The 19,831-nt window shown below is 66.6% G+C and carries 14 protein-coding genes; 7 read left to right on the forward strand and 7 right to left on the reverse strand.

Annotated features, from left to right (window positions below):
• The 5 genes from C265_RS07155 to C265_RS07175 all read right to left on the reverse strand — a co-directional run.
• Nucleotides 1–370 (reverse strand): IS256 family transposase (locus C265_RS07155; protein WP_010812263.1); only part of this gene is annotated, 370 nt, incomplete at its 3' end.
• 198 nt (nt 371–568) lie between these two features.
• Entirely contained in the window at nt 569–2,017 is a 1,449-nt protein-coding gene (locus C265_RS07160; RefSeq protein WP_010812264.1) for an efflux transporter outer membrane subunit, read from the reverse strand.
• Nucleotides 2,014–5,172, reverse strand: a complete 3,159-nt coding sequence (locus C265_RS07165) for an efflux RND transporter permease subunit (protein WP_010812265.1) — start codon at nt 5,170–5,172, stop codon at nt 2,014–2,016. Before C265_RS07165 ends, C265_RS07160 begins: the two co-directional genes overlap by 4 nt.
• A complete protein-coding gene (locus C265_RS07170) occupies nt 5,169–6,404 on the reverse strand; it encodes an efflux RND transporter periplasmic adaptor subunit (RefSeq protein ID WP_010812266.1) in 1,236 nt (411 codons plus the stop codon). Before C265_RS07170 ends, C265_RS07165 begins: the two co-directional genes overlap by 4 nt.
• A 207-nt stretch (nt 6,405–6,611) precedes the next feature.
• Nucleotides 6,612–9,008, reverse strand: coding sequence for a periplasmic protein (locus tag C265_RS07175; protein ID WP_010812267.1), 2,397 nt, complete (start codon nt 9,006–9,008; stop codon nt 6,612–6,614).
• Nucleotides 9,009–9,379: 371 nt separating this feature from the next.
• Between C265_RS07175 and C265_RS07180 the strand changes: the two genes are divergently transcribed.
• Complete coding sequence (locus tag C265_RS07180) at nt 9,380–10,528, forward strand: metallophosphoesterase (protein WP_010812268.1); 1,149 nt, start codon at nt 9,380–9,382, stop codon at nt 10,526–10,528.
• Nucleotides 10,529–10,891: 363 nt separating this feature from the next.
• On the opposite strand, the gene ettA is transcribed toward C265_RS07180, so the two are convergent.
• Nucleotides 10,892–12,559: an energy-dependent translational throttle protein EttA gene (gene ettA, locus C265_RS07185; protein WP_010812269.1), complete on the reverse strand. Its 1,668-nt coding sequence runs from the start codon at nt 12,557–12,559 to the stop codon at nt 10,892–10,894.
• 138 nt (nt 12,560–12,697) lie between these two features.
• On the opposite strand from ettA, the gene C265_RS07190 reads away from it, so the two are divergent.
• Both C265_RS07190 and C265_RS07195 read left to right on the forward strand, forming a co-directional pair.
• Nucleotides 12,698–12,922 carry a hypothetical protein gene (locus C265_RS07190; RefSeq protein ID WP_010812270.1) on the forward strand — a complete coding sequence of 75 codons (225 nt, stop codon included), beginning with the start codon at nt 12,698–12,700 and terminating at the stop codon, nt 12,920–12,922.
• A 49-nt stretch (nt 12,923–12,971) separates the two neighbouring features.
• Entirely contained in the window at nt 12,972–13,496 is a 525-nt protein-coding gene (locus C265_RS07195; RefSeq protein ID WP_037023855.1) for a M48 family metallopeptidase, read from the forward strand.
• Here C265_RS07195 and C265_RS07200 read toward each other — a convergent pair.
• On the reverse strand, nt 13,478–14,377 hold the full coding sequence (locus tag C265_RS07200; RefSeq protein ID WP_010812272.1) for an endo alpha-1,4 polygalactosaminidase: 900 nt from the start codon (nt 14,375–14,377) through the stop codon (nt 13,478–13,480). The two genes, C265_RS07195 and C265_RS07200, sit on opposite strands and share 19 nt — an antisense overlap.
• A gap of 416 nt (nt 14,378–14,793) precedes the next feature.
• On the opposite strand from C265_RS07200, the gene C265_RS07205 reads away from it, so the two are divergent.
• From C265_RS07205 to C265_RS07220, 4 genes are all read left to right on the forward strand, one after another.
• Entirely contained in the window at nt 14,794–15,696 is a 903-nt protein-coding gene (locus tag C265_RS07205; RefSeq protein ID WP_010812273.1) for an amidohydrolase family protein, read from the forward strand.
• 45 nt (nt 15,697–15,741) lie between these two features.
• Nucleotides 15,742–16,656, forward strand: coding sequence for an amidohydrolase family protein (locus C265_RS07210; protein ID WP_010812274.1), 915 nt, complete (start codon nt 15,742–15,744; stop codon nt 16,654–16,656).
• A gap of 109 nt (nt 16,657–16,765) precedes the next feature.
• A complete protein-coding gene (locus tag C265_RS07215) occupies nt 16,766–18,208 on the forward strand; it encodes a UbiD family decarboxylase (RefSeq protein WP_010812275.1) in 1,443 nt (480 codons plus the stop codon).
• 230 nt (nt 18,209–18,438) lie between these two features.
• Nucleotides 18,439–19,830, forward strand: coding sequence for a nucleobase:cation symporter-2 family protein (locus tag C265_RS07220; protein WP_010812276.1), 1,392 nt, complete (start codon nt 18,439–18,441; stop codon nt 19,828–19,830).
• Nucleotide 19,831 lies beyond the last annotated feature (1 nt).

The raw sequence follows: 19,831 nt of genomic DNA on the forward strand, positions 1-19,831 counted from the left end.
CGATGATCTTGTCATCGAACCCAGTGAAGCGCCGTTCGTGCTTGGGAATCAGGATCGGATCGAAGCTGCCGTCGCGGTCGCGCGGGATGTCGACCCGCAGCGGGCCATCCTCGGTTAGAACGGTCTTGGCGCTCTTGCCGTTGCGCTGGTTGGCTGTGCCAGCCGGGCGCTCCGCGCCCGGCTGGTAGCCCAAGTGATGGCCTAGCTCGGCGCCTAGGGCCCGCTCGATCAGGGCCTTCTTGAATGCCATCGAGGCGTCCTGAACCGCTTCGGCGGTCATCGGACCCTTAACGAAATGAGCGATCAGGTCCTCGGGAATAGCCGGCAGTTCACGGCCTGCGGCTTGGCTGGTCTTCGTCTTGCGTGGCATACATGCTCCTTGGCGACATGTTATGCCCTAAACACAAAATTTCTGACAGGTCCCCGACGCGCTGCACTTCGTGGACACTCCGGCCCTCTCCCCCACCCCTCTCCCACTTCGCGGGAGAGGGGAGCGTCCGCGAGAGGTGGCAGTGAATTCCGGCGCACGCGGTGCGCTAGCGCCTGGCAATTGCGCCAGCACTTCGTCCTACCGCCTCAACACCTTCGCATCCCCCTGCATCCCCGCCTCTCTGACGTCCTGCGGCACCGACGGCCAGCCGCCGCCGAGCGACTTGTACAACGCCGCGGTGCCGGTCAGCACGTCCACCTGCCCCTGCACCGCCGACAGCTGCGCGGCGAACAGCTTCTCCTGTGCCGTGGTCACCTCCAGGTAGCTGGAATAGCCGCCCTCGTAGCGCGCGCTCGACTGGTCGGCATAGACCACCAGGCTCTTCTCCTGCTGGCGCAGGCTGACCAGGCGGTTGCGGGTCTCGATGCCGTTGGACAGTGCACTGTTGACGTCGGCCAGGGCCGACAGCACGGTGCCCTGGTAGGCCAGCATGGCCTGCTCGCGCTGTGCCGAGGCGGTCTGCACCTGGCCGCGGATGGCGCCGCCCTGGAAGATCGGCTGGGTCAGGCCGGCACCGATGCCCCACACCTGCGAGGCACTATGCCACAACCCGGCCGGCGAACTGGCAATGGCGCCGAACAGCCCGCTCAGGTTGACGGCCGGCAGGTACAACGCTTGCGCGGCGCCCAGCTGCGCATTGGCGGCAATGGCGGACTGCTCGGCCTGCAGCACGTCAGGCCGGCGCGACAGCAGCGCGGCTGGCAGGTCCGCACCCACCGGCGGCGGCTGCAGTTCATTGACCGGCTTGCCGCGCTCGATCGGCCCGGGCTCGCGGCCCAGCAGCACCGACAGCGCGTTCTCGGTCTGCGCGATGCCGCTGCGCAGCACCGGGATCGTCGCCTCGGTCACGTAGAAATCGTTCTCGGCCTGCGACAGCTCAACCTGCGAGATCACCCCGCCCTCATAGCGCTGCCGGAAGATATCCAGTCCAGCCCCGCGCGCCTTCAGCGTCTGCTGCGCGATCTCCAGCTGCGCGTCCAGCCCGCGCAGCGTGGCGTAGCCCTGCACCACCGATGCCGCCAGTGACAGCACCACGCCACGGCGCGCGTACTCGGCGTTCCACAGGCTGGCCTCGGCGGACTCCGCCTGGCGCCGGATGCGGCCCCACAGGTCGATCTCCCAGCTGGCATTGGCGAGCAGCTGGTACGAGTTGCGCGGGCCATCGAGCGACGCGAACGGCGTGCCGTTGAAGGTGCCGGCGCGCTGGCGCGTTGCCGCCGCGGACAGGTTCACCTGCGGGAAGAATCCCGAGCGCACCACCATCAGCTGGCCGCGGAACTCATCGATGCGGGCCGCGGCGATGCGCACGTCGTAGCTGTTGCGCAGCGCCGTCTCGACCAGCGTGTTCAGCACCGGGTCGCCGAAGCTGTCCCACCAGGCGCTGTCCGCGGCCACCGACAGCACGCCGGTATCGATGCGGTACTGCGCCGGCTCGGGCGTGGCCGGGCGCTCATAGTTGGGGCCGATGGCACAGCCGCCCAGCGCTGCGGCCAGGCAGGCACCGGCCAGCCGGTGGCGCGCGCTCATGACGGTTCTCCGGCCGGTGGCGTGGTGGCTGCGGCCCCGACCTTGGGCTTAGGCTTGCGCTCGGACATCACCTCCAGCCCCCAGAAGAACATCGGGATGAAGAACAGCGCAATCACCGTGGCGCCGAGCATCCCGCCGATCACGCCGGTGCCCAGCGACTGTCGGCTGGCCGCCGACGCGCCACTGGCGATCGCCAGCGGCACGCAGCCGAGGATAAAGGCGAGCGAGGTCATGATGATCGGGCGCAGGCGCAGCCTGGCCGCATGCAAGGCCGCGTCGTAGGCACTGAGGCCTTCCTTGTGCCGGATTTCCACCGCGAACTCGAAGATCAGGATGGCATTCTTCGCCGCCAACGCGATCAGCACCGTCAGCCCGATCTGGAAGTAGACGTCGTTCTGCATGCCACGCAACAGGATGGCAACCAGTGCACCGAACAGCGCGAACGGTACCGCCAGCAGCACACCGAACGGCAGCGTCCATTTTTCGTACTGCGCAGCAAGGATCAGGAACACCATCAGCAAGGCAAAGGCAAAGACCATTGCTGCCGTCGACCCGGCAGTCTTCTCCTCGTACGCCTGTCCGCTCCAGGCAAAGCTGTAGCCCTGGCCAAGCACCTCCCGCGCCACGTCCTCCATGGCCGCAAGCGCCTGGCCGGAGCTGTAGCCCGGCGCGGCATCGCCCATGATCTTGGCGGCCGGGAAATTGTTGAAGCGGGTCATGATATCGGCGCCCGGGACATACCGGGATGTCGTCACCGCCTTGATCGGCACCATTTCGCCAGTGCGGTTGCGCACGTAGACCTTGTCGAGATCCTCCGGACGCGAGCGGTAGTCGGCCTCGGCCTGCAGGATCACCTGGAACAGCCGGCTGTTCTTCGGGAACTGGCTGACGAAGAGCGAACCGAACATGGTCTGCAGCGCGGAATAGACCTGCTCGACGGGCACGCCCTGGGTTTCGGAGCGTTCGCGATCCACCTCCACCAGCAACTGGCGCGAGCGCGTGTTGATAGTGGAATTGATCCCGGTCAGCTCCGGCCGCTGCCGCGCCTTGGCGATAAAGGCATGCACCCGCTCCTCCAGCTGCTGGTAGGTGCCGTCCGCCGTGCTCTGGAGCCAGAACTCAAAACCACCGGTCGTTCCCAGGCCCGGGATCGAGGGCGGGTTGATCGGAATGGTCACACCGTCCTGGTAGCTCGCAAACTCCTTCTTCGCCTTGGCGATCAGATCCGCCGCGCTCTCGCCTTCCTTGCGGTCATGGAAGCCCTTCAGCGTGATGAACAAGGTGGAAGCATTGGCCTTGTTCTGCGAATCGATCAGGCTGTACCCGTCCACGGACGCCACCGAGCTGACGCCGGGTTGCTTGGCATACCAGGCCTCGGCACGGGAGGAGAGGTTGCCGGTGCGGTCCAGGCTGGCCGCATCCGGCATCACCACGGCACCGAACAGATAGCCCTGGTCCTCCACCGGCAGGAACGACGACGGTATCCGCACGAACATCAGCACGCTCACCCCGATCATGACAAGGATGATGACGATGGAGATCACCGTCCGCCTGATCACGACCTGCAGCGACTTGTCGTACCCCTGGATCAGGCGATCGAACGAATTGTTGAACCACTGGAAAAACCGGTTCTTCTTGTGCTCGCCGGGCTTGAGCAGGATTGCCGCAAGCGCCGGCGACAGGGTCAGCGCCACCACCCCGGACAACACCACCGACACCGCGATGGTGACGGCAAACTGCTTGTAGAGCTGGCCGGTAATGCCGGACAGGAACGCCACCGGGATGAACACCGCCAGCAGCACCAGCACGATCGCAACCACGGGGCCGCTCACCTCGTCCATGGCACGCTTGGCCGCCTCCTTTGGTGGCAGTTTGAACTCCACCATGTTGCGCTCGACGTTCTCGATCACCACGATCGCGTCGTCGACCACGATGCCGATGGCCAGCACCATCCCGAACAAGGTCAGCATGTTGACCGAAAAGCCGAACATGCTCATGCCGACGAAGGCGCCAATGATCGACACCGGCACGGCAAGGATCGGCACGATGGTTGCGCGCAGGCTCTGCAGGAACAGGTAGACGACCAGGATCACGAGGATCACCGCATCGCGCAGCGTGTGCACCACCTCGTTGATCGATTCGTTCACGAACTCGGTGGTGTCGAGCGCAACCTCATATTCCAGCCCGGGCGGGAACGACTTCTTCAGCTCCGCCAGCGTGCCGCGCACCTGCTTGGCCACGTCCAGCGCATTGGCGCCCGGCTGCTGGTAGACCGCCAGCAGCGTGGCGGTCTTGCCCTTGTAGCGGCTGCGCAGCGAATAATCCTTGACGCCGAGTTCAGCCCTGCCGATGTCCTTGAGCCGCACCAGCGCGGCGTCGCCCGACTGCGCGCGCAGGATCATGTTCTCGAACTCGGCGGGCTCGGTCATCTGGCCCTTGGTCGCAATCGGGAACGTCTGCAGGACGGGATCGGTGGTCGGCGACTGTCCGATACGCCCGGCGGAGAACTGCTGGTTCTGCGCGCTGACAGCGTTCTTGACGTCTTCCGTGGTAATGCCCAGCGACGCCATCCGGTCCGGCCGCAGCCAGAGCCGCATGGCGTAGTCCGGATTGCCGAAGATCGCTGACTGGTTGGCGCCGGGAATGCGCTTGAGCGCATCCAGCACATAGATGTTGGCGTAGTTGCCGACAAAGGTCTGGTCGTAGCTGTTGTCCGGCGAAAAGATGGCAATCACCATCATGAACGCGGAAGAACGCTTCTGCACGGAAACGCCCTGGGCCGTGACCGCTTCAGGCAGGGTTGGCAGCGCCAGGTTGACCCGGTTCTGCACGTCTACCTGCGCCAGTTGCGGATCGGTCCCGATCTCGAAATACACCGTCAAGGTCAGGTCACCCGTCGAGGAGCTCGTCGAGTTCATGTACATCATCCGGTCCGCGCCATTGACCTGCTGCTCGATCGGCGCCGCTACGTTTTGGGCGACCACCTCCGCGCTGGCTCCGGGGTATCGAGTCGTCACCGTGATCGACGGCGGCGTGACGTCCGGGAACTGGGCAATCGGCAGTTTGGTCAGCGCGACCAGGCCGCCCACCACGATGATGATGGACAGGACCGACGCAAAGATGGGTCGGTCGATGAAGAAGTGGGCAAGCTTCATGGCTTGCTCCCCGCGCTCTGCGTGCTCTTGGCCTGGGCGGGGGATGACGCGCCTGGCGCACCCGGTGCGCTGGCGGGCGCCGCACCCGCCGGGGGCTTCTGGCCGGACGCGACCTCGGTGGCCTTGACCGGCGCGTCGGGCGCCAGCCGCAGCCCGCCGCTGACGACCACGCGCTCGCCCGGCTTCAGGCCGGAGCGGATCACCCAGTTGTCGCCGGTCCACTGGCCCACGTCGACCACGCGCTGGTGGACCTTGTTGTCCGCGCCGACCACCCACACCATCTGCCCGCGCGGGCCCTGGATGACGGCTTCCTGCGGCACCGCCACGGCCTTGGTGCGCTCGGCGCCATGCAGCTTCACGCGCACGAACTGGCCGGGGCGCAGCGTGCCGTCAGGGTTGGCAACCTCGGCGCGGATCATGTAGGTGCCGGTCTCGGCGCTGAACGAGGCATCGGCAAAGGTGATCTTGCCGTGATGCGGGAACTGGCTGCCATCGGCCATCACGATCACCACGTCAAAGGCGCCCTTGGGCGGGAACTTGAGCGCGCCGGACTCCTGCTCCGAGCGTGACGACAGCACCTCGTTCTCGGACAGGCTGAAATTGACCCACATCGGGTCGAGCTTGGCCACGTAGGTCAGCAGGCTGTTCGACGGATCGATATAGCTGCCGGCCTGCTTCTTGGCAAAGCTCGACACGCCGGTGACCGGTGACTTGATCGTGGTATAGCCCAGGTTCAGCCTGGCATTGGTGACATTGGCCCGGGCCGCCTCGACCGCGGCCGCGGCGGCCTGCTGCTTGCCCACGGCGTCGTCCAGGTCGCGCTGGCTCAGCGCGTTGCGCTCGGCCAGCGGGCGCACCCGCGCCAGGTCGGCATTGGCGGTCTTGAGCCGCGCCACCTGCTGCGCCATTTCGGCATTGGCCGCATCCAGCGCCGCGGCGAAAGGCTTGGGATCCATCAGGAACATGGTCTCGCCGGCCTTGACCACCGCGCCCTCGGTATAGACGCGCCGGTCCAGGAAGCCATTGACGCGCGCGCGGATCTCCACCTGCTGCGAGCTCTGGGTCTGGCCGACGAAGTCATAGACGATCGGCACATCGCGCGGCGCCACCGTCATGGTGCCGACCTCGGCCGCGGGCGGTGCGCTGGGCGCCGGTTTGTCCTTGCCGCAGGCGGCCAGCGTCATCGCGCAGACCAGCCAGAGCGCGCCGCGCCAATGGAAAGCAGTGTTCACGGATCCCTCTCCCGCCATGGTTATGCACGCGATCGCCGCGCGCGCACGCTGGCGGCCTTCCGTCGCGCCGGACCGGTGGCCGCACTCGCCTCTTTACCGGCAGGGTAAGGCTCGGCCCTGCGGGCGCCAATTCAATTCTTTTGTAGGCGTCTTTACTGCTTTCGACTTGCTTTTGCCCGCACCCGCGCGGGCTGCCAGGGCCCTGTCTCAGCGGCGGAACCCGCCATGGAAACCGCCGCCGCGGAAACCCCCGGCACGGCCGCCAAAACCGCCCCCACCGCCGCGCCCCTGCCACTGCTGGGCCGTGCCCTGGAAACGCTGCTGGCCGATCTCACGCGCCTGGCGCTGCTGCTCTAGCCGCGCAGTGGCGTCGTTGCCGGGCTGCACCGGTTCCCAGCCGCTGGGGGTGTGCTTCTGCCAGCCGTTGTCTGTGTGCTGGTACACCGAGCCGTCGTGGCCGGCATACACGTTGCCGTTGTTCCACACCACCGCATTGTTCTTGTCCGGATTGGCGACAAAGCCACGGCTGCCGGCAGTGTGCTGGCCGGTCTGCGTATTGCCGGCAATGCCCGCCTCGGCCGCGCCGACGCGGCCGGTCTGCGCGTTGTAGCCCGCCGCCTGGCGGCCGGCGGCATAGTTGCCGGTGTAGGTGTTGCCGGCCACGCCGCCGCGCGCGGCGCCCTCGCGCCCGGTCGACGGATTGGCGAACGAGCCCTGGCGGCCCGCCGCATAGTTGCCGGAATAGGGATTGAACGCCGCACCGCGGCTGCCCTGGTAGCGCGCCCCGGTGGCCGGGTTGTAGCCGGCGCCGGCGGTGCCGCGCCATTCGGTGCCGGTCCAGGCGTTCCAGCCCTGGGCGTGGGTCACGGTGCCCTGGCCCCAGCGGCCGTAGAAATTGGCCTGGTTCACGTTGACGTAGTTCCAGTTGTACGCGCCGCCCCACCAATAAGGGCCCCAGTACGGCGACGCCGCGCCCCAGAACGCACCGGCGGCGAAGCCGAAGGCAAAGCCCTCGGCCATGCCGATGCCAAAGCCGGCGCCGTAGCCATAGGTGGCCGGGTAGCCGTAGTAGACCGCGCCCACATAGGGCGGATAGACATAGCCGGTGCCGTACACCACCGTGCCGTCGGCGCTGACCACCACGCCCATGTAGCCGGGGGTGTAGCCCACCACCACGGTCTCCGGCGTGACCGAATAGATGCGCACATAGGTCACGTAGTACACCGGCGAAGTCGGCGGGATGGTGTAGATCGCCGACGGCACTTCGGTGGCCACACGCCACGGGCCGGACGGTGCCGGCGCCGTGAACCAGACGCCGTTGGCGACCGCGTAGTAGTGGCTGCTGTCGACCTCGATCACCGGCGTGCCGCTGTTGACCGCGTAGCTGAGCGAGGTGCCGGTGACCGGCGTGAAGCGCGGCGCGCCGTCATACGCCACCGCCAGGCTGGCCTTGCTGCGCGACACCGTGGCGGTCTGCGGAATGGTCGCCGCGATCTCGGCCTCGCGTGCCTGCGGCGTGCCGGGCACCGAGACCAGCACATTGGCCTTGGGGTCGGTCGCCGGGATCCTGGCGAAGTCTGCCGGCAGCTGGGCGCCGGGCACGTACTCCCACGGCCCGGTCAGCATCGGCGCGCGGAACCAGCGGCCCGAGACCAGCACGTAATACTGGTTGGCACCCGGATCGACAAAGACCGCGTGGTCGGCATTGGACATCGTCAGCAGGCTGACGCCGCTGACCGGCGTCATCTGCGGCGCGCCGCTGGTCATGACCAGCTCGGTCGGCTGCGTGGCAAAGAGGATCGCCGGCGCCCTCGCCGGCCGCTTGCCGTCGGCCGGCAGCATCGTGTCGGGCTTCATGCCGGCCGCCGCCTTGGTGGCCGCGCTCTCCAGCGCCTTGGGCACGGTCGTCATCACTTCCCAGGCGCCTCCGGCCGATTCGGAGCGATACCAGTAGCCGGCCGCCTTCAGGTGCAGCTCGCCGCCGGATTCGCGCAGCAGCAGCGCTCGGCTGTTCAGCGCCCGTTCGTACTGCGTGCCCGGCACGGCGCGCCAGGCCGGCTCGCCGTCGACCAGCACCAGCAGCGTCGGCGTGGTGGCAAAAAGGATCTGGGGCACGTCATTGCGCACCGCCACGCGGCCAGCCTTGGCCAGTTGCTGCGATACCGCGTAGCTGGCCTGCAGCTGGTCCAGCGGCACCGTCAGCCCGTTGGCCGGCAGGCGCGACACCAGCGCCTGGCGCACCCGGTCGGCGGCGTCGGGCCGGGTCGGCACTTCGACGCTGTCCACCGTGATTCGGGTCAGTTGCACCAGCCCTGAGGACTTGTCGATATCGCCGGTTGCCGAGAAATGCACCACGCCGTAGGTCGGAGAACCCGACTTCTCGCCCACCGCCACCGCCGCGCGCCCGGACAGCCGGTTGCCGTCCCAGGTCTCGATCTGGGGCTGGTACAGCTCCACGTGATCGTTGGCGGCGTCGAAGTTGCGCGGCCAGCCCAGGGCAGTCGCCGCTGGCTTGGCCGGCGTGGCGGCCTGCGGGCTGAGCGGTGCAAATGCAAGCCACGCCGCGGCGATCAGGGCGCTGGTCTGCTTCAGGCGAAAAGACATGGGTTTCTCCGGGAGGAAGCCGCCTGCACCGGCGGGCCGGCACCGCGGGCACGATGCTGCACAACAGACGGCCCATCCCGCGAATCTAAATTAGGCCGCCAAGCCGAACAATCTGATTCGAAAACATTCAGGATCCGTCCCAAAAAAGACAGATCAGCCGGTGGCATGGGGCATGCGCGGCGGCCATCGACAGCGGCCTTCATACAAAGAAGTAGTCGGGGCGGCAGGCGGCCATGTCAAGCCGCAATGCGCCGTTGCGACACGCGCAGGCAAGGCGGGTGTGCATCTTGCTTGGCCTGATGCCACCACAACGGCCCTTGAAGCCGCCCCGCACGGCCTCATCTTTGAAGACTCCGCCCAGGCCCGCCCCCATGCCTCCACGCACCACCATCCTGACCGCCGCCCTCGTGACAGCCCTGCTGCACGGCTATATCGGGCTGCGCCTGCTGCCGGCGATGCCGGTGCCGATGGCGGTCAAGGCATTGGCCGTCGCCTGGCTGGCCCTCTCCTGCGCCCTGCTGCCGGCCGGGCTGCTGGCGCGGCGCGTCAGCCAGCCCTGGTCGGACCTGGTTTCCTGGATCGGCATGCTGGCAATGGGATTCTTCTCATCCCTGCTGGTGCTGACGCTGGTACGCGATGTGGCGCTGGCGGCGGCCTGGCTGGCCGGGCAACTGCTCGGCTGGCACGCGCCCGGCCTGTCCGCGGGCAGTGCGGTGGCGGTGCCGCTGCTGGCGCTGCTGGTCACGCTGGCCGGCTATATCAATGCCCGCCGGCTGGCGCGCGTGGTTGAAGTCGACGTGCCCGTGGCCGGCCTGCCCGACGCCCTGCATGGTTTCACCATCGCCCAGATCAGCGACATCCATGTCGGGCCCACCATCAAGCGGCCCTACCTCGACCGCATCGTCGACCGCGTCAACAGCCTGCAGGCCGACGCCGTCGCCATCACCGGCGACCTGGTCGACGGCACCGTGCGCGAACTATCCGCCCACACCGCGCCGCTGGCCCGGCTGCAGGCGCGCCACGGCACCTACTTCGTCACCGGCAACCATGAGTACTACTCCGGCGCGGAGCCGTGGATCATTGAGCTGCGCCGCCTGGGCGTGCGCGTGCTGATGAACGAACATGTGGTGCTGCAGCACGACGGCGACGCGCTGGTACTTGGCGGCGTCACCGACTACTCCGCCGGCCGCTTCCACGAAAGCCACCGCAGCGACCCGCACCGCGCCATCGCCGGCGCCCCGGCACACGCCGGCGCGCGCGTGCTGCTGGCCCACCAGCCACGCACCGCTGCCGCCGCGGCGGAAGCCGGTTTCGACCTGCAGTTGTCCGGCCATACCCACGGCGGCCAGTTCTGGCCGTGGAACCTGTTCGTGCCGATGCAGCAGCCATACACCGCCGGACTGGTGCGGCATGGTTCACTGTGGATCTATATCAGCCGTGGCACCGGGTATTGGGGGCCGCCGAAGCGGTTTGGGGCGCCGTCGGAGATTACGCGGGTTAGGCTGGTGAAAGCGGGCTAGGAGAATGCCGTAGAAGGCCGAAGAATGGTCGCAGGGATTACTCAGCAGAAAGCCCCGCTCATTTGAGTCGGGGCTTTTGCTTATGGCACGAGCGCTGTCTGCTCACCGCTTGGCGCCGCTCGGGCCCAAGGGGCTTTATTTGCCCTTCAGGTTCATCGAGCTGAATGCCTTTCGAGCCAAGTCTGAGATGCGTTTCTTGTTCCGCCTTAGCTCGGCGATTTCGGATTTCGTCAGGTATAGGGAAACTGGAGACCTGCTAGATTTCATCATCACTCCTCCCGTCCTGCAGGACTTGCGACAACACTGCGTCATTCGCCATTCGCGCGAAAACGCGAACGGCGAATTAACTCCCCTCCACAACGCTCACCGCACAATCGGCTTATACCGAATCCGCTTGGGCTTGGCCCCTTCCTCACCCAGCCGCCGCTTCTTGTCCGCCTCATATTCCTGGTAGTTGCCGGGGAAGAACTCCACATGCGAGTCCCCCTCGAACGCCAGGATGTGCGTAGCAATCCGGTCCAGGAACCAGCGATCGTGCGAGATCACCATCACGCAGCCCGCGAATTCCAGCAGCGCATCTTCCAGCGCCCGCAGCGTTTCCACGTCAAGGTCGTTGGACGGTTCGTCCAGCAGCAGCACGTTGCCGCCCGCAATCAGCGTCTTGGCCATGTGCAAGCGGCCCCGTTCGCCGCCCGACAGCGTGCCGACCTGCTTCTGCTGGTCGCCGCCCTTGAAGTTGAAGCGGCCGATATAGGCGCGCGACGGCGTTTCGTACCTGCCCACCGTCAGGATGTCGGAGCCGCCCGAGATCTCTTCGAACACGGTCTTGGTGCCATCAAGCGCGTCGCGGCTCTGGTCGACAAAGGCCATCTTCACGGTCGGCCCGATCTTGATCTCGCCGCTGTCGGGCTGTTCCTTGCCGGTCAGCATGCGGAAGAAGGTCGACTTGCCGGCACCGTTCGGGCCGATGATGCCGACGATGGCGCCCGGCGGCACCTTGAAGCTGAGGTTGTCGATCAGCAGACGGTCGCCGTAGCCCTTGCTCACGCCGTCGAACTCGATCACCTCGTTGCCCAGGCGCTCACCCACCGGGATGAAGATTTCCTGGGTTTCGTTGCGCTTCTGGTAGTCCTGGCTGTTCAGTTCGTCAAAGCGGGCCAGACGCGCCTTGGACTTGGCCTGGCGGCCCTTCGGGTTCTGGCGCACCCACTCCAGCTCCTTGTGCAGCGCCTTCTGGCGGGCCGATTCGCTGGCCTCTTCCTGCTTCAGGCGCGCTTCCTTCTGGTCCAGCCACGAGCTGTAGTTGCCCTTCCAGGGGATGCCCTGGCCGCGGTCCAGTTCCAGGATCCACTCGGCGGCGTTGTCGAGGAAGTAGCGGTCGTGGGTCACCGCCACCACGGTGCCCGGGAAGCGCGTCAGGAATTGTTCCAGCCATTCCACCGATTCCGCATCCAGGTGGTTGGTCGGCTCGTCCAGCAGCAGCATGTCGGGGCGCGACAGCAGCAGGCGGCACAGCGCCACGCGGCGCTTTTCACCGCCGGAGAGATGCTCGATCCTGGCGTCCCACGGCGGCAGGCGCAGCGCGTCGGCGGCGATTTCCAGCTGCAGCTCGACGTTATTGCCGTCGCTGGCGGCCAGGATGGCTTCGTACTTGGCCTGGTCGGCGGCCAGCGCGTCGAAGTCGGCGTCCGGCTCGGCATAGGCCGCGTAGATCTCGTCGAGCTTCTTGCGCGCCTCGAACACGCCGCCCAGCGCCTCTTCCACCGATTCGCGCACGGTCTGCTCGGGATTGAGTTGCGGTTCCTGCGGCAGGTAGCCGATGTTCAGGTTCGGCATCGGCGTGGCTTCGCCCTCGATTTCCTTGTCGAGGCCGGCCATGATCTTGAGCACCGTGGACTTGCCCGAGCCGTTCAGGCCCAGCACGCCGATCTTGGCGCCGGGGAAGAACGACAGCGAGATGTCCTTCAGGATGTGACGCTTGGGCGGGACGATCTTGCCCACGCGGTTCATGGTGAAAACGTACTGTGCCATGGGTGCGTGTTGGAGGGTTGTTCGGGAATGGCGGGAGTGTATCAGGCAGGCGCGGCGCGCTGAGGCAGCGCTGCTCGATTCCGCCCTGGCCGGTACAATGACAGGTTCGATTTTTCGCCGATTTCCCGAGCCATCGCCATGAGCAAACCCGCCCTGACCCTGAAGTTCAAGTGCAAGAAGTGCACCAAACCCGTCACGCTGTACCTGCAGAAGACGTCGGCCTGCTCGCACATCACCCCGTACCAGGGCTTCTGCAAGTGCGGCGAGATGATGCGCCACGCCACCGGCGACAAGGACGCGGTCGAGTCCTTCGTCAACTCGCTGGACAACAGCTGGATGCACCACCATCACCACCACCACTGAGCAGGCCACTGCCGTGAGTGAAACCTGGCGCCCCGCCGCCAAGGACCCGATGCGCTTCCTGGGCGGCTACCCGCCCGGCGTGCTGGAGCAGGTGCGCGAGCTGATCGCCGCCGGCCGGCTCGGGGACCATATCGCCCGCCGTTACCCCGGGCGCCATACCGTGCAGACCGATCGCGCGCTGTACGAGTACACCACGGACATCAAGCAGGAATATCTGCGCAGCGCGCCGCCGCTGCACAAGGTCGGCTTCGATGCGCGCCTCGATTCGGCCCAGCGTGCGCTGGGCCTGCACACCGCGATCTCGCGCGTGCAGGGCGGCAAGCTCAAGGCCAAGAAGGAAATCCGCGTGGCGTCGCTGTTCAAGGAAGCGCCGCCGGAATTCCTGCGCATGATCGTCGTGCACGAGCTCGCCCACCTGAAGGAGAGCGATCACGACAAGGCCTTCTACCGGCTCTGTGAACACATGGAGCCGCGCTACCACCAGCTGGAATTCGATACCCGGCTCTACCTGGCCTGGCGGGAGCTGGAACGCGCCGCCCCCGCCGGCGCAGGCACTCAGGCGTCGCAGGCGTAGCGGAACGAGCCGTTCAGGGTCTTGGGCAACACCAGCGTGCGCAGGTTGGCGGCCTGCGCCTTGGCGCACAGCCCGGCGCGCGTGGCCGCGTCCTTGTACTTGGTGGCGTACTCGATCTGGAACACCGGCTTGCCCTGCCCCGTGAACGCCGTATAGGCGCCGCACTCCCGGTACTGGAAGCACTGCTCGTTGATGGCGAAATCGAAGCTCGCCGCCAGGTCCGCCACCTGCTCCACATCGTTCTTCAGCCCCACCGCCAGCCCGCGCGCATGCGCCTCGGCCGCCAGGAAGCGGTTGTAGTCGAGCTGGGTCTCGGCCGTCAGCGGCAGGCCGGTGCTGTTGGTATAGCCATCGACGTTGTCCGGATCGACCGCGTCGCAGCCCTTGCTGACCGCCAGGTCCATGCGCGCCTGCATGATGCGGCGCACGTTGGCCGAGCGCGTATCGAGCCAGCGCTCGCCCGCCCAGCCCGACAGCGGCGCGCCCATGTCCGCGGCGGCAAACTGGTTGTAGTCGGGGCGCCAGTCCTCGGAGCTGCCCGCGGAGAAATAGCAGATCACGCGCCGGCCCTGGGCCTTGAGCGCAGCGATAGTGGCCTGCGGCGTATCGAACAGGTCGAAGTCATAGGCAGTCACCGCATAGCTGGTGTTGAGCTTGCCGGTCAGCTGGATCTGCCAGGTATCGGTCAGCGCCGGTGCCCAGCGCGTGGTCGCGCTGGTGGTGGTTTCCGTGACCCCGTATTTTGTTGTCGTGGCCGCCGTGGTCGTCGCAGTCGGCGACACCATCTCCGTCTGGCCCCCATCCCCGCCGCAGCCGCCCAGCGCCATCGACAGCGCAACAGACAGCATGGCCCCCGCCATCACCGCATAGTTGCCGTGCATGTTTTTCACCCTTCCCCGTGATAAACCCCGTTCAAAGCAATCGGCCCGAGTTCTCCCTGCCCCGCGCCGGCGGGCCTGCCACCACGGTTTATGCAATGTAGCGGATTCGTACCATGGTTGGAATGCACGTGCGCCCGCTGTTCGTGCGGCGCAACACACGATGCGCTTGACGCAACGCTTGCGCGCTAGGTATAAAGAGCGCGTGGGTAGAAGCGGTCGATTGGACAGCAGCGGTGCAATGCCGCGAGGTTCAACTGGAGATTGCTCACTGACGGAGGGTTTCGTCGGTGGCGCAGTGGTCCAACAGCTCCCCTGACAAAGACTCCCGATAGCAGCATGCAAGGCCGGCCCCGCGGCGTTGTTCGCGCACGCCCGCCGCATGCGTGTCCAACCTAGTCATTGTTAGGGGATCTCCCATGATCATCGACACCAGCTGTTATCCGACCAACCTGGTGGACCTGGCCTGGCGCCACGACGGCGACCCGTTCACCGGCGAGCGCCTGATCCAGATAATGGACGGCCCGTTCACCATCAACGGCAAGCCGCGCCGCATCGACAAAGCCTTTATCCAGCCCCCGCAGGGCAACACCATCTACACCTACACCGACGGCGTGAAGTCAGGCAGCGAGTCCATCGACGCGTACATGGCCTACACCGCGGAGATGGTGAAGAAGTATCCGGAACGCTTTATCGGCTGCTTCGTCTACAACCCGCGCTGCGGCGTCGAGAACGGCGTCAACGCCATGGAGCACTACGTCAGGAAGCTGGGCTTCAAGATGGTCCAGTTCCAGGCCAACATGCATGCCTACCGCCCGGACCGCGCCCTCGACTGGCTGCGCCCGGCACTGCAGAAGTGCGCCGAGCTGGGCGTGCTGGTCAAGCTGCATACCGGCGACGGCCCCTACAGCATCCCGACCGAATGGGTGCCGATGATGAAGGAGTTCCCGACGGTGAACTTCATCATGGCCCACTTCGGCGTGCAGACCGGCGGCGTGTATTGCTTTGAGCCGTTCCAGATGGCCATGGACATGCCCAACGTGTACTGCGAATCGGGCTGGTGCCTGCAGTCGCGCATCGTCGAGTTCGCCAAAGTGCTGCCCAAGCACAAGATCCTGTTCGGCTCCGACACCCCGCCCAACGAGCCCGGCATGTGGCTGCGCCTGCTGGAAGTGCTGTGCTTCGAGCCGCCGCAGGGCCTGAACCTGGATGAAGACACGCTGGAAGACTACCTCGGCAACAACGTCGCCCGGATGATCGGCCTGGAACCGACGCCGGTCCCGCGCACGCTCGAAGAAGCGAAAGCACGCCTGGCCGCGTAAGCGCACAGGCCCGCGCCACCGACAACGGACTCCGGAGCACACAACATGATTATCGATACCCATCTGCACCCGACCAATCTCGTCGACGAGGCCTGGCGCCACACCGGCGAGCCCTTCAACGGCGAGCGCATGCTCAAGATGATGGACGGCCCCTACATGATCAACGGCAAGCCGCGCCGCATCGACATGGGCTTTATCCAGCCGCCGCCGGGCAACACCGGCTACCGCGACGGCAACCGCCGCGGGCGCGAAGGCATCCGCGACTACATGGCCTACATCGCGGAGCTCTGCCAGAAGTACCCCGACCGCTTTATCGGCAACTTCACCTTCAACCCGCGCTGGGGCCCGGAAGAAGGCGCGCAGGAGCTGGAATTCCACGTCAAGGAATACGGCTTCAAGATGCTCAAGCTGCATGCCAACATGCACGGCTACCGCCCCGACCGCGCGCTGGACTGGCTGCGCCCGGCGATGAAGGTCTGCGCCAAGTACAACGTGGTGGTGCTGATCCACACCGGCGACGGCCCGTACACCATCCCGACGATGTTCTACCCGATCATCCGCGAATTCCCGATGGTCAATTTCATCATCGGCCACTTCGGCATCCAGACCGGCGGCAACTACTCGTTCGAGGCCTTCTGGATGGCAATGGACACGCCCAACGTGTATTGCGAATCGGGCTGGTGCTTCCAGTCGCGCATCGTCGAGTTCGCGCGCCAGCTGCCGCGCGACAAGATCGTGTTCGGCACCGACACCCCGCCCAACGAGCCCGGCATGTGGCTGCGCGAGCTGGAGATGCTGTGCGGTCCCGCGCCGCAGGGCATGGACCTGGACGAGGACGGGCTGGAGGACTACATGGGCAACAACATCGCCCGGCTGGTCGGCATCGAGACCACGGCGCCGCCCAGGACGCAGCAAGAGGCATTGGCGCGGCTGAAGGATACGTACGCCAGCACGCGCTGACATGTAGTCGCTAGCTGTTCGGCAGGCAGGCACGGCACGGCGGCCGGGAGCACTCCCGGCCGCCGGGGCAGCCTTCGCCCTGGCCAACCCTGACCACAGGAGCCGATCCATGAACTCACCCTCAGCGCCCTTCGCCTCAGCGGCATCGGCGCGCAAGCCCTTTCACGACACCTCGCAGGACTTCCACCAGTTCCTGGCCGCCTACCGCGAGGCCTTTCCCGAAGACGTGCTGCATATCCGCGAGCCGGTCGGCGCGGACCAGGACCCGACCGCACTGGTGTGGGCGCTGGCCGCGCAGGGCCGCCATCCGGCCTTGCTGTTCGACCATGTCGAAGGGCTGGGCACGTCGCTGGCGACCAACCTCTTCGCCTCGCGCGAGCGCGTGGGGCGCATGCTGGGCGGCGTGGCGCCCGCCGGCATCCATGGCGAATACCAGACCCGCAGCCGCCGCATGGTGGCGCCGCGCGTGCTGGACAGCGGCGCCGTCACCGGCCATGTCGAGACTGAACACATCGACCTGCGCACGATCCCGGCGATCAAGCACTTCGCCACCGACCGCGGCCCATACATCACCAACGCGATCCTGATCGCGGAAGACCCCGACACCGGCATCGGCAACGCCAGCTACCACCGCTCGATGCTGCACTCGCCGACCGAGATCGCCACCAGCCTGCATTCGCGCGGGCACCTGTGGCGCATGCAGCAGCGCGCCACCGAACTGGGCCGGCCGCTGCCGGTGGCCATGGTGATCGGCGCGCATCCGCTGTTCATGCTGGCCGGCGCTGCGCGGCTGCCCTACGGCGTGGACGAGCGCCACGTTGCCGGCGGCCTGTTCGGCGCGCCGCTGGAAGCGGTACGCACGCCGCGCCACGGCATCCTGGTGCCGGCGCATGCGGAGATCGTGCTTGAAGGCGTGATTGATCCCGACGCGCGCGTCGACGAAGGCCCCTTCGGTGAATTCACCGGCTATTCGTCGGACCGCTCGACCAACAACCTGCTGCGCGTGGAAAGCGTGATGCGCCGCACCGATGCATGGCTGGTCGACGTGGTCGGCGGCAACTCGGCCGAACACCTGAACCTGGGCCGCATCCCGCGCGAATCGGAGATGGTCGACAAGCTCAGGGAGCGCTTCCCCGGCGTCACCGCCGTGCACTACCCCAGCTCCGGTACGCACTTCCACGCCTACGTGGCGCTGCGCCAGAGCCGCCCAGGCGAGGCGCGCCAGGTGATGCTGGGCCTGCTCGGCTGGGATCCGTACCTGAAGACGGTGGTCGCGGTGGACGAGGACGTCGACATCACCCGCGATGAAGAAGTGCTGTGGGCGATGGCCACGCACCTGCAACCGCACCTGGACGTGGTGGTGGTCGACGGCCTGCCTGGCAGCGCACTCGACCCCTCGGCCTCGGGTGTGGGCACCACATCACGCATGGGATTGGACGCCACGCGCGGACCTGCCTTCGACGGTATCCGCGCTCGCATCGACCCTGCCGCGATGGAGCGCGCGGCAGCACTGCTGAAGCGGCTGGAACGCGCGGGCTCCCACGTGCCGTAAGGGATAACCCGCTGAAACGGGCGGACTCATCGTTTCACCCGATCGATAAATCCGCCGCGAACGTTGTACCTTCCCGCCGCCGCTGTCATGCTGGACTGACAAGACAGGACAGGCGCGGGCATCGCACGAGAAGGATGGCCACTGACCATCCCGGAAAGGAAACTGCCGGCGACCTTGGCGACACGTGAGCGCAATGCGCGACCGGCGTGGTACCGACCAAAGGAGACAGTATGAATTCCACCCTGCCTACGCAAGGGAATGCCCCCGTGCATCCCGTCGACGAGGTCCTGCCCCCGACCCGCCTGCTGGCCCTTGGCCTGCAGCACGTGCTGGTGATGTATGCCGGCGCCATTGCCGTGCCGATGATCATCGGCGGCGCCCTCAAGCTGCCCAAGGACCAGGTGGCCTTCCTGATCGCCGCGGACCTGTTCTGCTGCGGCCTGGTGACGATGATCCAGAGCATCGGCATCTGGAAGGTCGGCATCCGCCTGCCGGTGATGATGGGCGTCACCTTCACCGCCATCGCACCGATCATCGCCACCGGCTCCAATCCGTCGCTGGGCCTGCCGGCCGTGTTCGGCGCGGTGATGGTGGCGGGCATCTTCACCTACATTGCCGCGCCCTATGTCGGCAAGATGGTGCGCTGGTTCCCGCCGGTAGTGACCGGCACGGTGGTGCTGGTGATCGGCGTCTCGCTGATGCGCGTCGGCATCAACTGGGCGGCGGGCGGCAACCCGACCATCAACACGGCGGCCGGCCCCGTGCCCAATCCCAACTTCGGCCTGCCGGTGAACATCGCCATCGCCACCGCTGTGCTGTGCACGGTGCTGGCGCTGGTGGCCTTTGCCAGGGGTTTCCTGTGCAACGTGGCGGTGCTGATCGGCATCGCGGTGGGCTTCGTGATCGCGCTGTCGCTGGGCAAGGTCAACTTCGACGGCCTGCACAACGCGCACTGGGTGGAGTTCATCACGCCCTTCCACTTCGGCTGGCCCACCTTCGATGCCATGACCGCGGTCACGCTGTGCGTGGTGATGATCGTGATCATGATCGAGGGCGTGGGCCAGTTCCTGGCGCTAGGCGAGATCGTGGGCCGCCCGGTGGGCTGCGACGACCTCGCGCGCGGCCTGCGTGCCGACGGCGTGGGCGCGCTGGTGGGAGCGGTGTTCAACACCTTCACCTACACCTCGTACGCGCAGAACGTGGGGCTGGTGCAGGTCACCGGCGTGCGCAGCCGCTGGGTCTGCGCCACCGCCGGCGGCATCCTCATCGTGCTGGGCTGCCTGCCCAAGCTGGCCTTCTTTGCCGCCTCGATCCCGCAATACGTGCTGGGCGGCGCCGCGCTGGTGATGTTCGGCATGGTGGCCGCCACCGGCGTGCGCATCCTCGGCCATGTGGACTTTGTCGAGAACAAGAAGAACGCCTATATCGTCGCCGTCAGCGTAGCGCTGGGCATGATCCCGCTGGTGTCGGACAAGTTCTTCGCGCAGATGCCGGAGCTGCTGGCCAAGTTCTGCCAGAACGGCATCCTGCTCGGCACGCTGACCGCGGTGCTGCTGAACCTGCTGTTCAACGCCCGCTCGCCGGTCCCCCAGGCCCACGGGCTGGCGAAGGAGCCGGCATGAC

It is taken from the genome of Cupriavidus sp. GA3-3 (genome assembly GCF_000389805.1).
Classification (GTDB): domain Bacteria; phylum Pseudomonadota; class Gammaproteobacteria; order Burkholderiales; family Burkholderiaceae; genus Cupriavidus; species Cupriavidus necator_D.

Excerpts from the sequence above, each read along its gene's own strand:
- C265_RS07190 (WP_010812270.1), top strand. The coding sequence starts at position 12,698 with ATGAGCAAACCCGCCCTGACCCTGAAGTTCAAGTGCAAGAAGTGCACC.
- C265_RS07205 (WP_010812273.1), top strand. The coding sequence starts at position 14,794 with ATGATCATCGACACCAGCTGTTATCCGACCAACCTGGTGGACCTGGCC.
- C265_RS07200 (WP_010812272.1), bottom strand. The coding sequence starts at position 14,377 with ATGCACGGCAACTATGCGGTGATGGCGGGGGCCATGCTGTCTGTTGCG.
- C265_RS07175 (WP_010812267.1), bottom strand. The coding sequence starts at position 9,008 with ATGTCTTTTCGCCTGAAGCAGACCAGCGCCCTGATCGCCGCGGCGTGG.
- C265_RS07215 (WP_010812275.1), top strand. The coding sequence starts at position 16,766 with ATGAACTCACCCTCAGCGCCCTTCGCCTCAGCGGCATCGGCGCGCAAG.
- C265_RS07220 (WP_010812276.1), top strand. The coding sequence starts at position 18,439 with ATGAATTCCACCCTGCCTACGCAAGGGAATGCCCCCGTGCATCCCGTC.
- C265_RS07210 (WP_010812274.1), top strand. The coding sequence starts at position 15,742 with ATGATTATCGATACCCATCTGCACCCGACCAATCTCGTCGACGAGGCC.
- C265_RS07180 (WP_010812268.1), top strand. The coding sequence starts at position 9,380 with ATGCCTCCACGCACCACCATCCTGACCGCCGCCCTCGTGACAGCCCTG.
- C265_RS07195 (WP_037023855.1), top strand. The coding sequence starts at position 12,972 with ATGCGCTTCCTGGGCGGCTACCCGCCCGGCGTGCTGGAGCAGGTGCGC.
- C265_RS07160 (WP_010812264.1), bottom strand. The coding sequence starts at position 2,017 with ATGAGCGCGCGCCACCGGCTGGCCGGTGCCTGCCTGGCCGCAGCGCTG.
- ettA (WP_010812269.1), bottom strand. The coding sequence starts at position 12,559 with ATGGCACAGTACGTTTTCACCATGAACCGCGTGGGCAAGATCGTCCCG.
- C265_RS07165 (WP_010812265.1), bottom strand. The coding sequence starts at position 5,172 with ATGAAGCTTGCCCACTTCTTCATCGACCGACCCATCTTTGCGTCGGTC.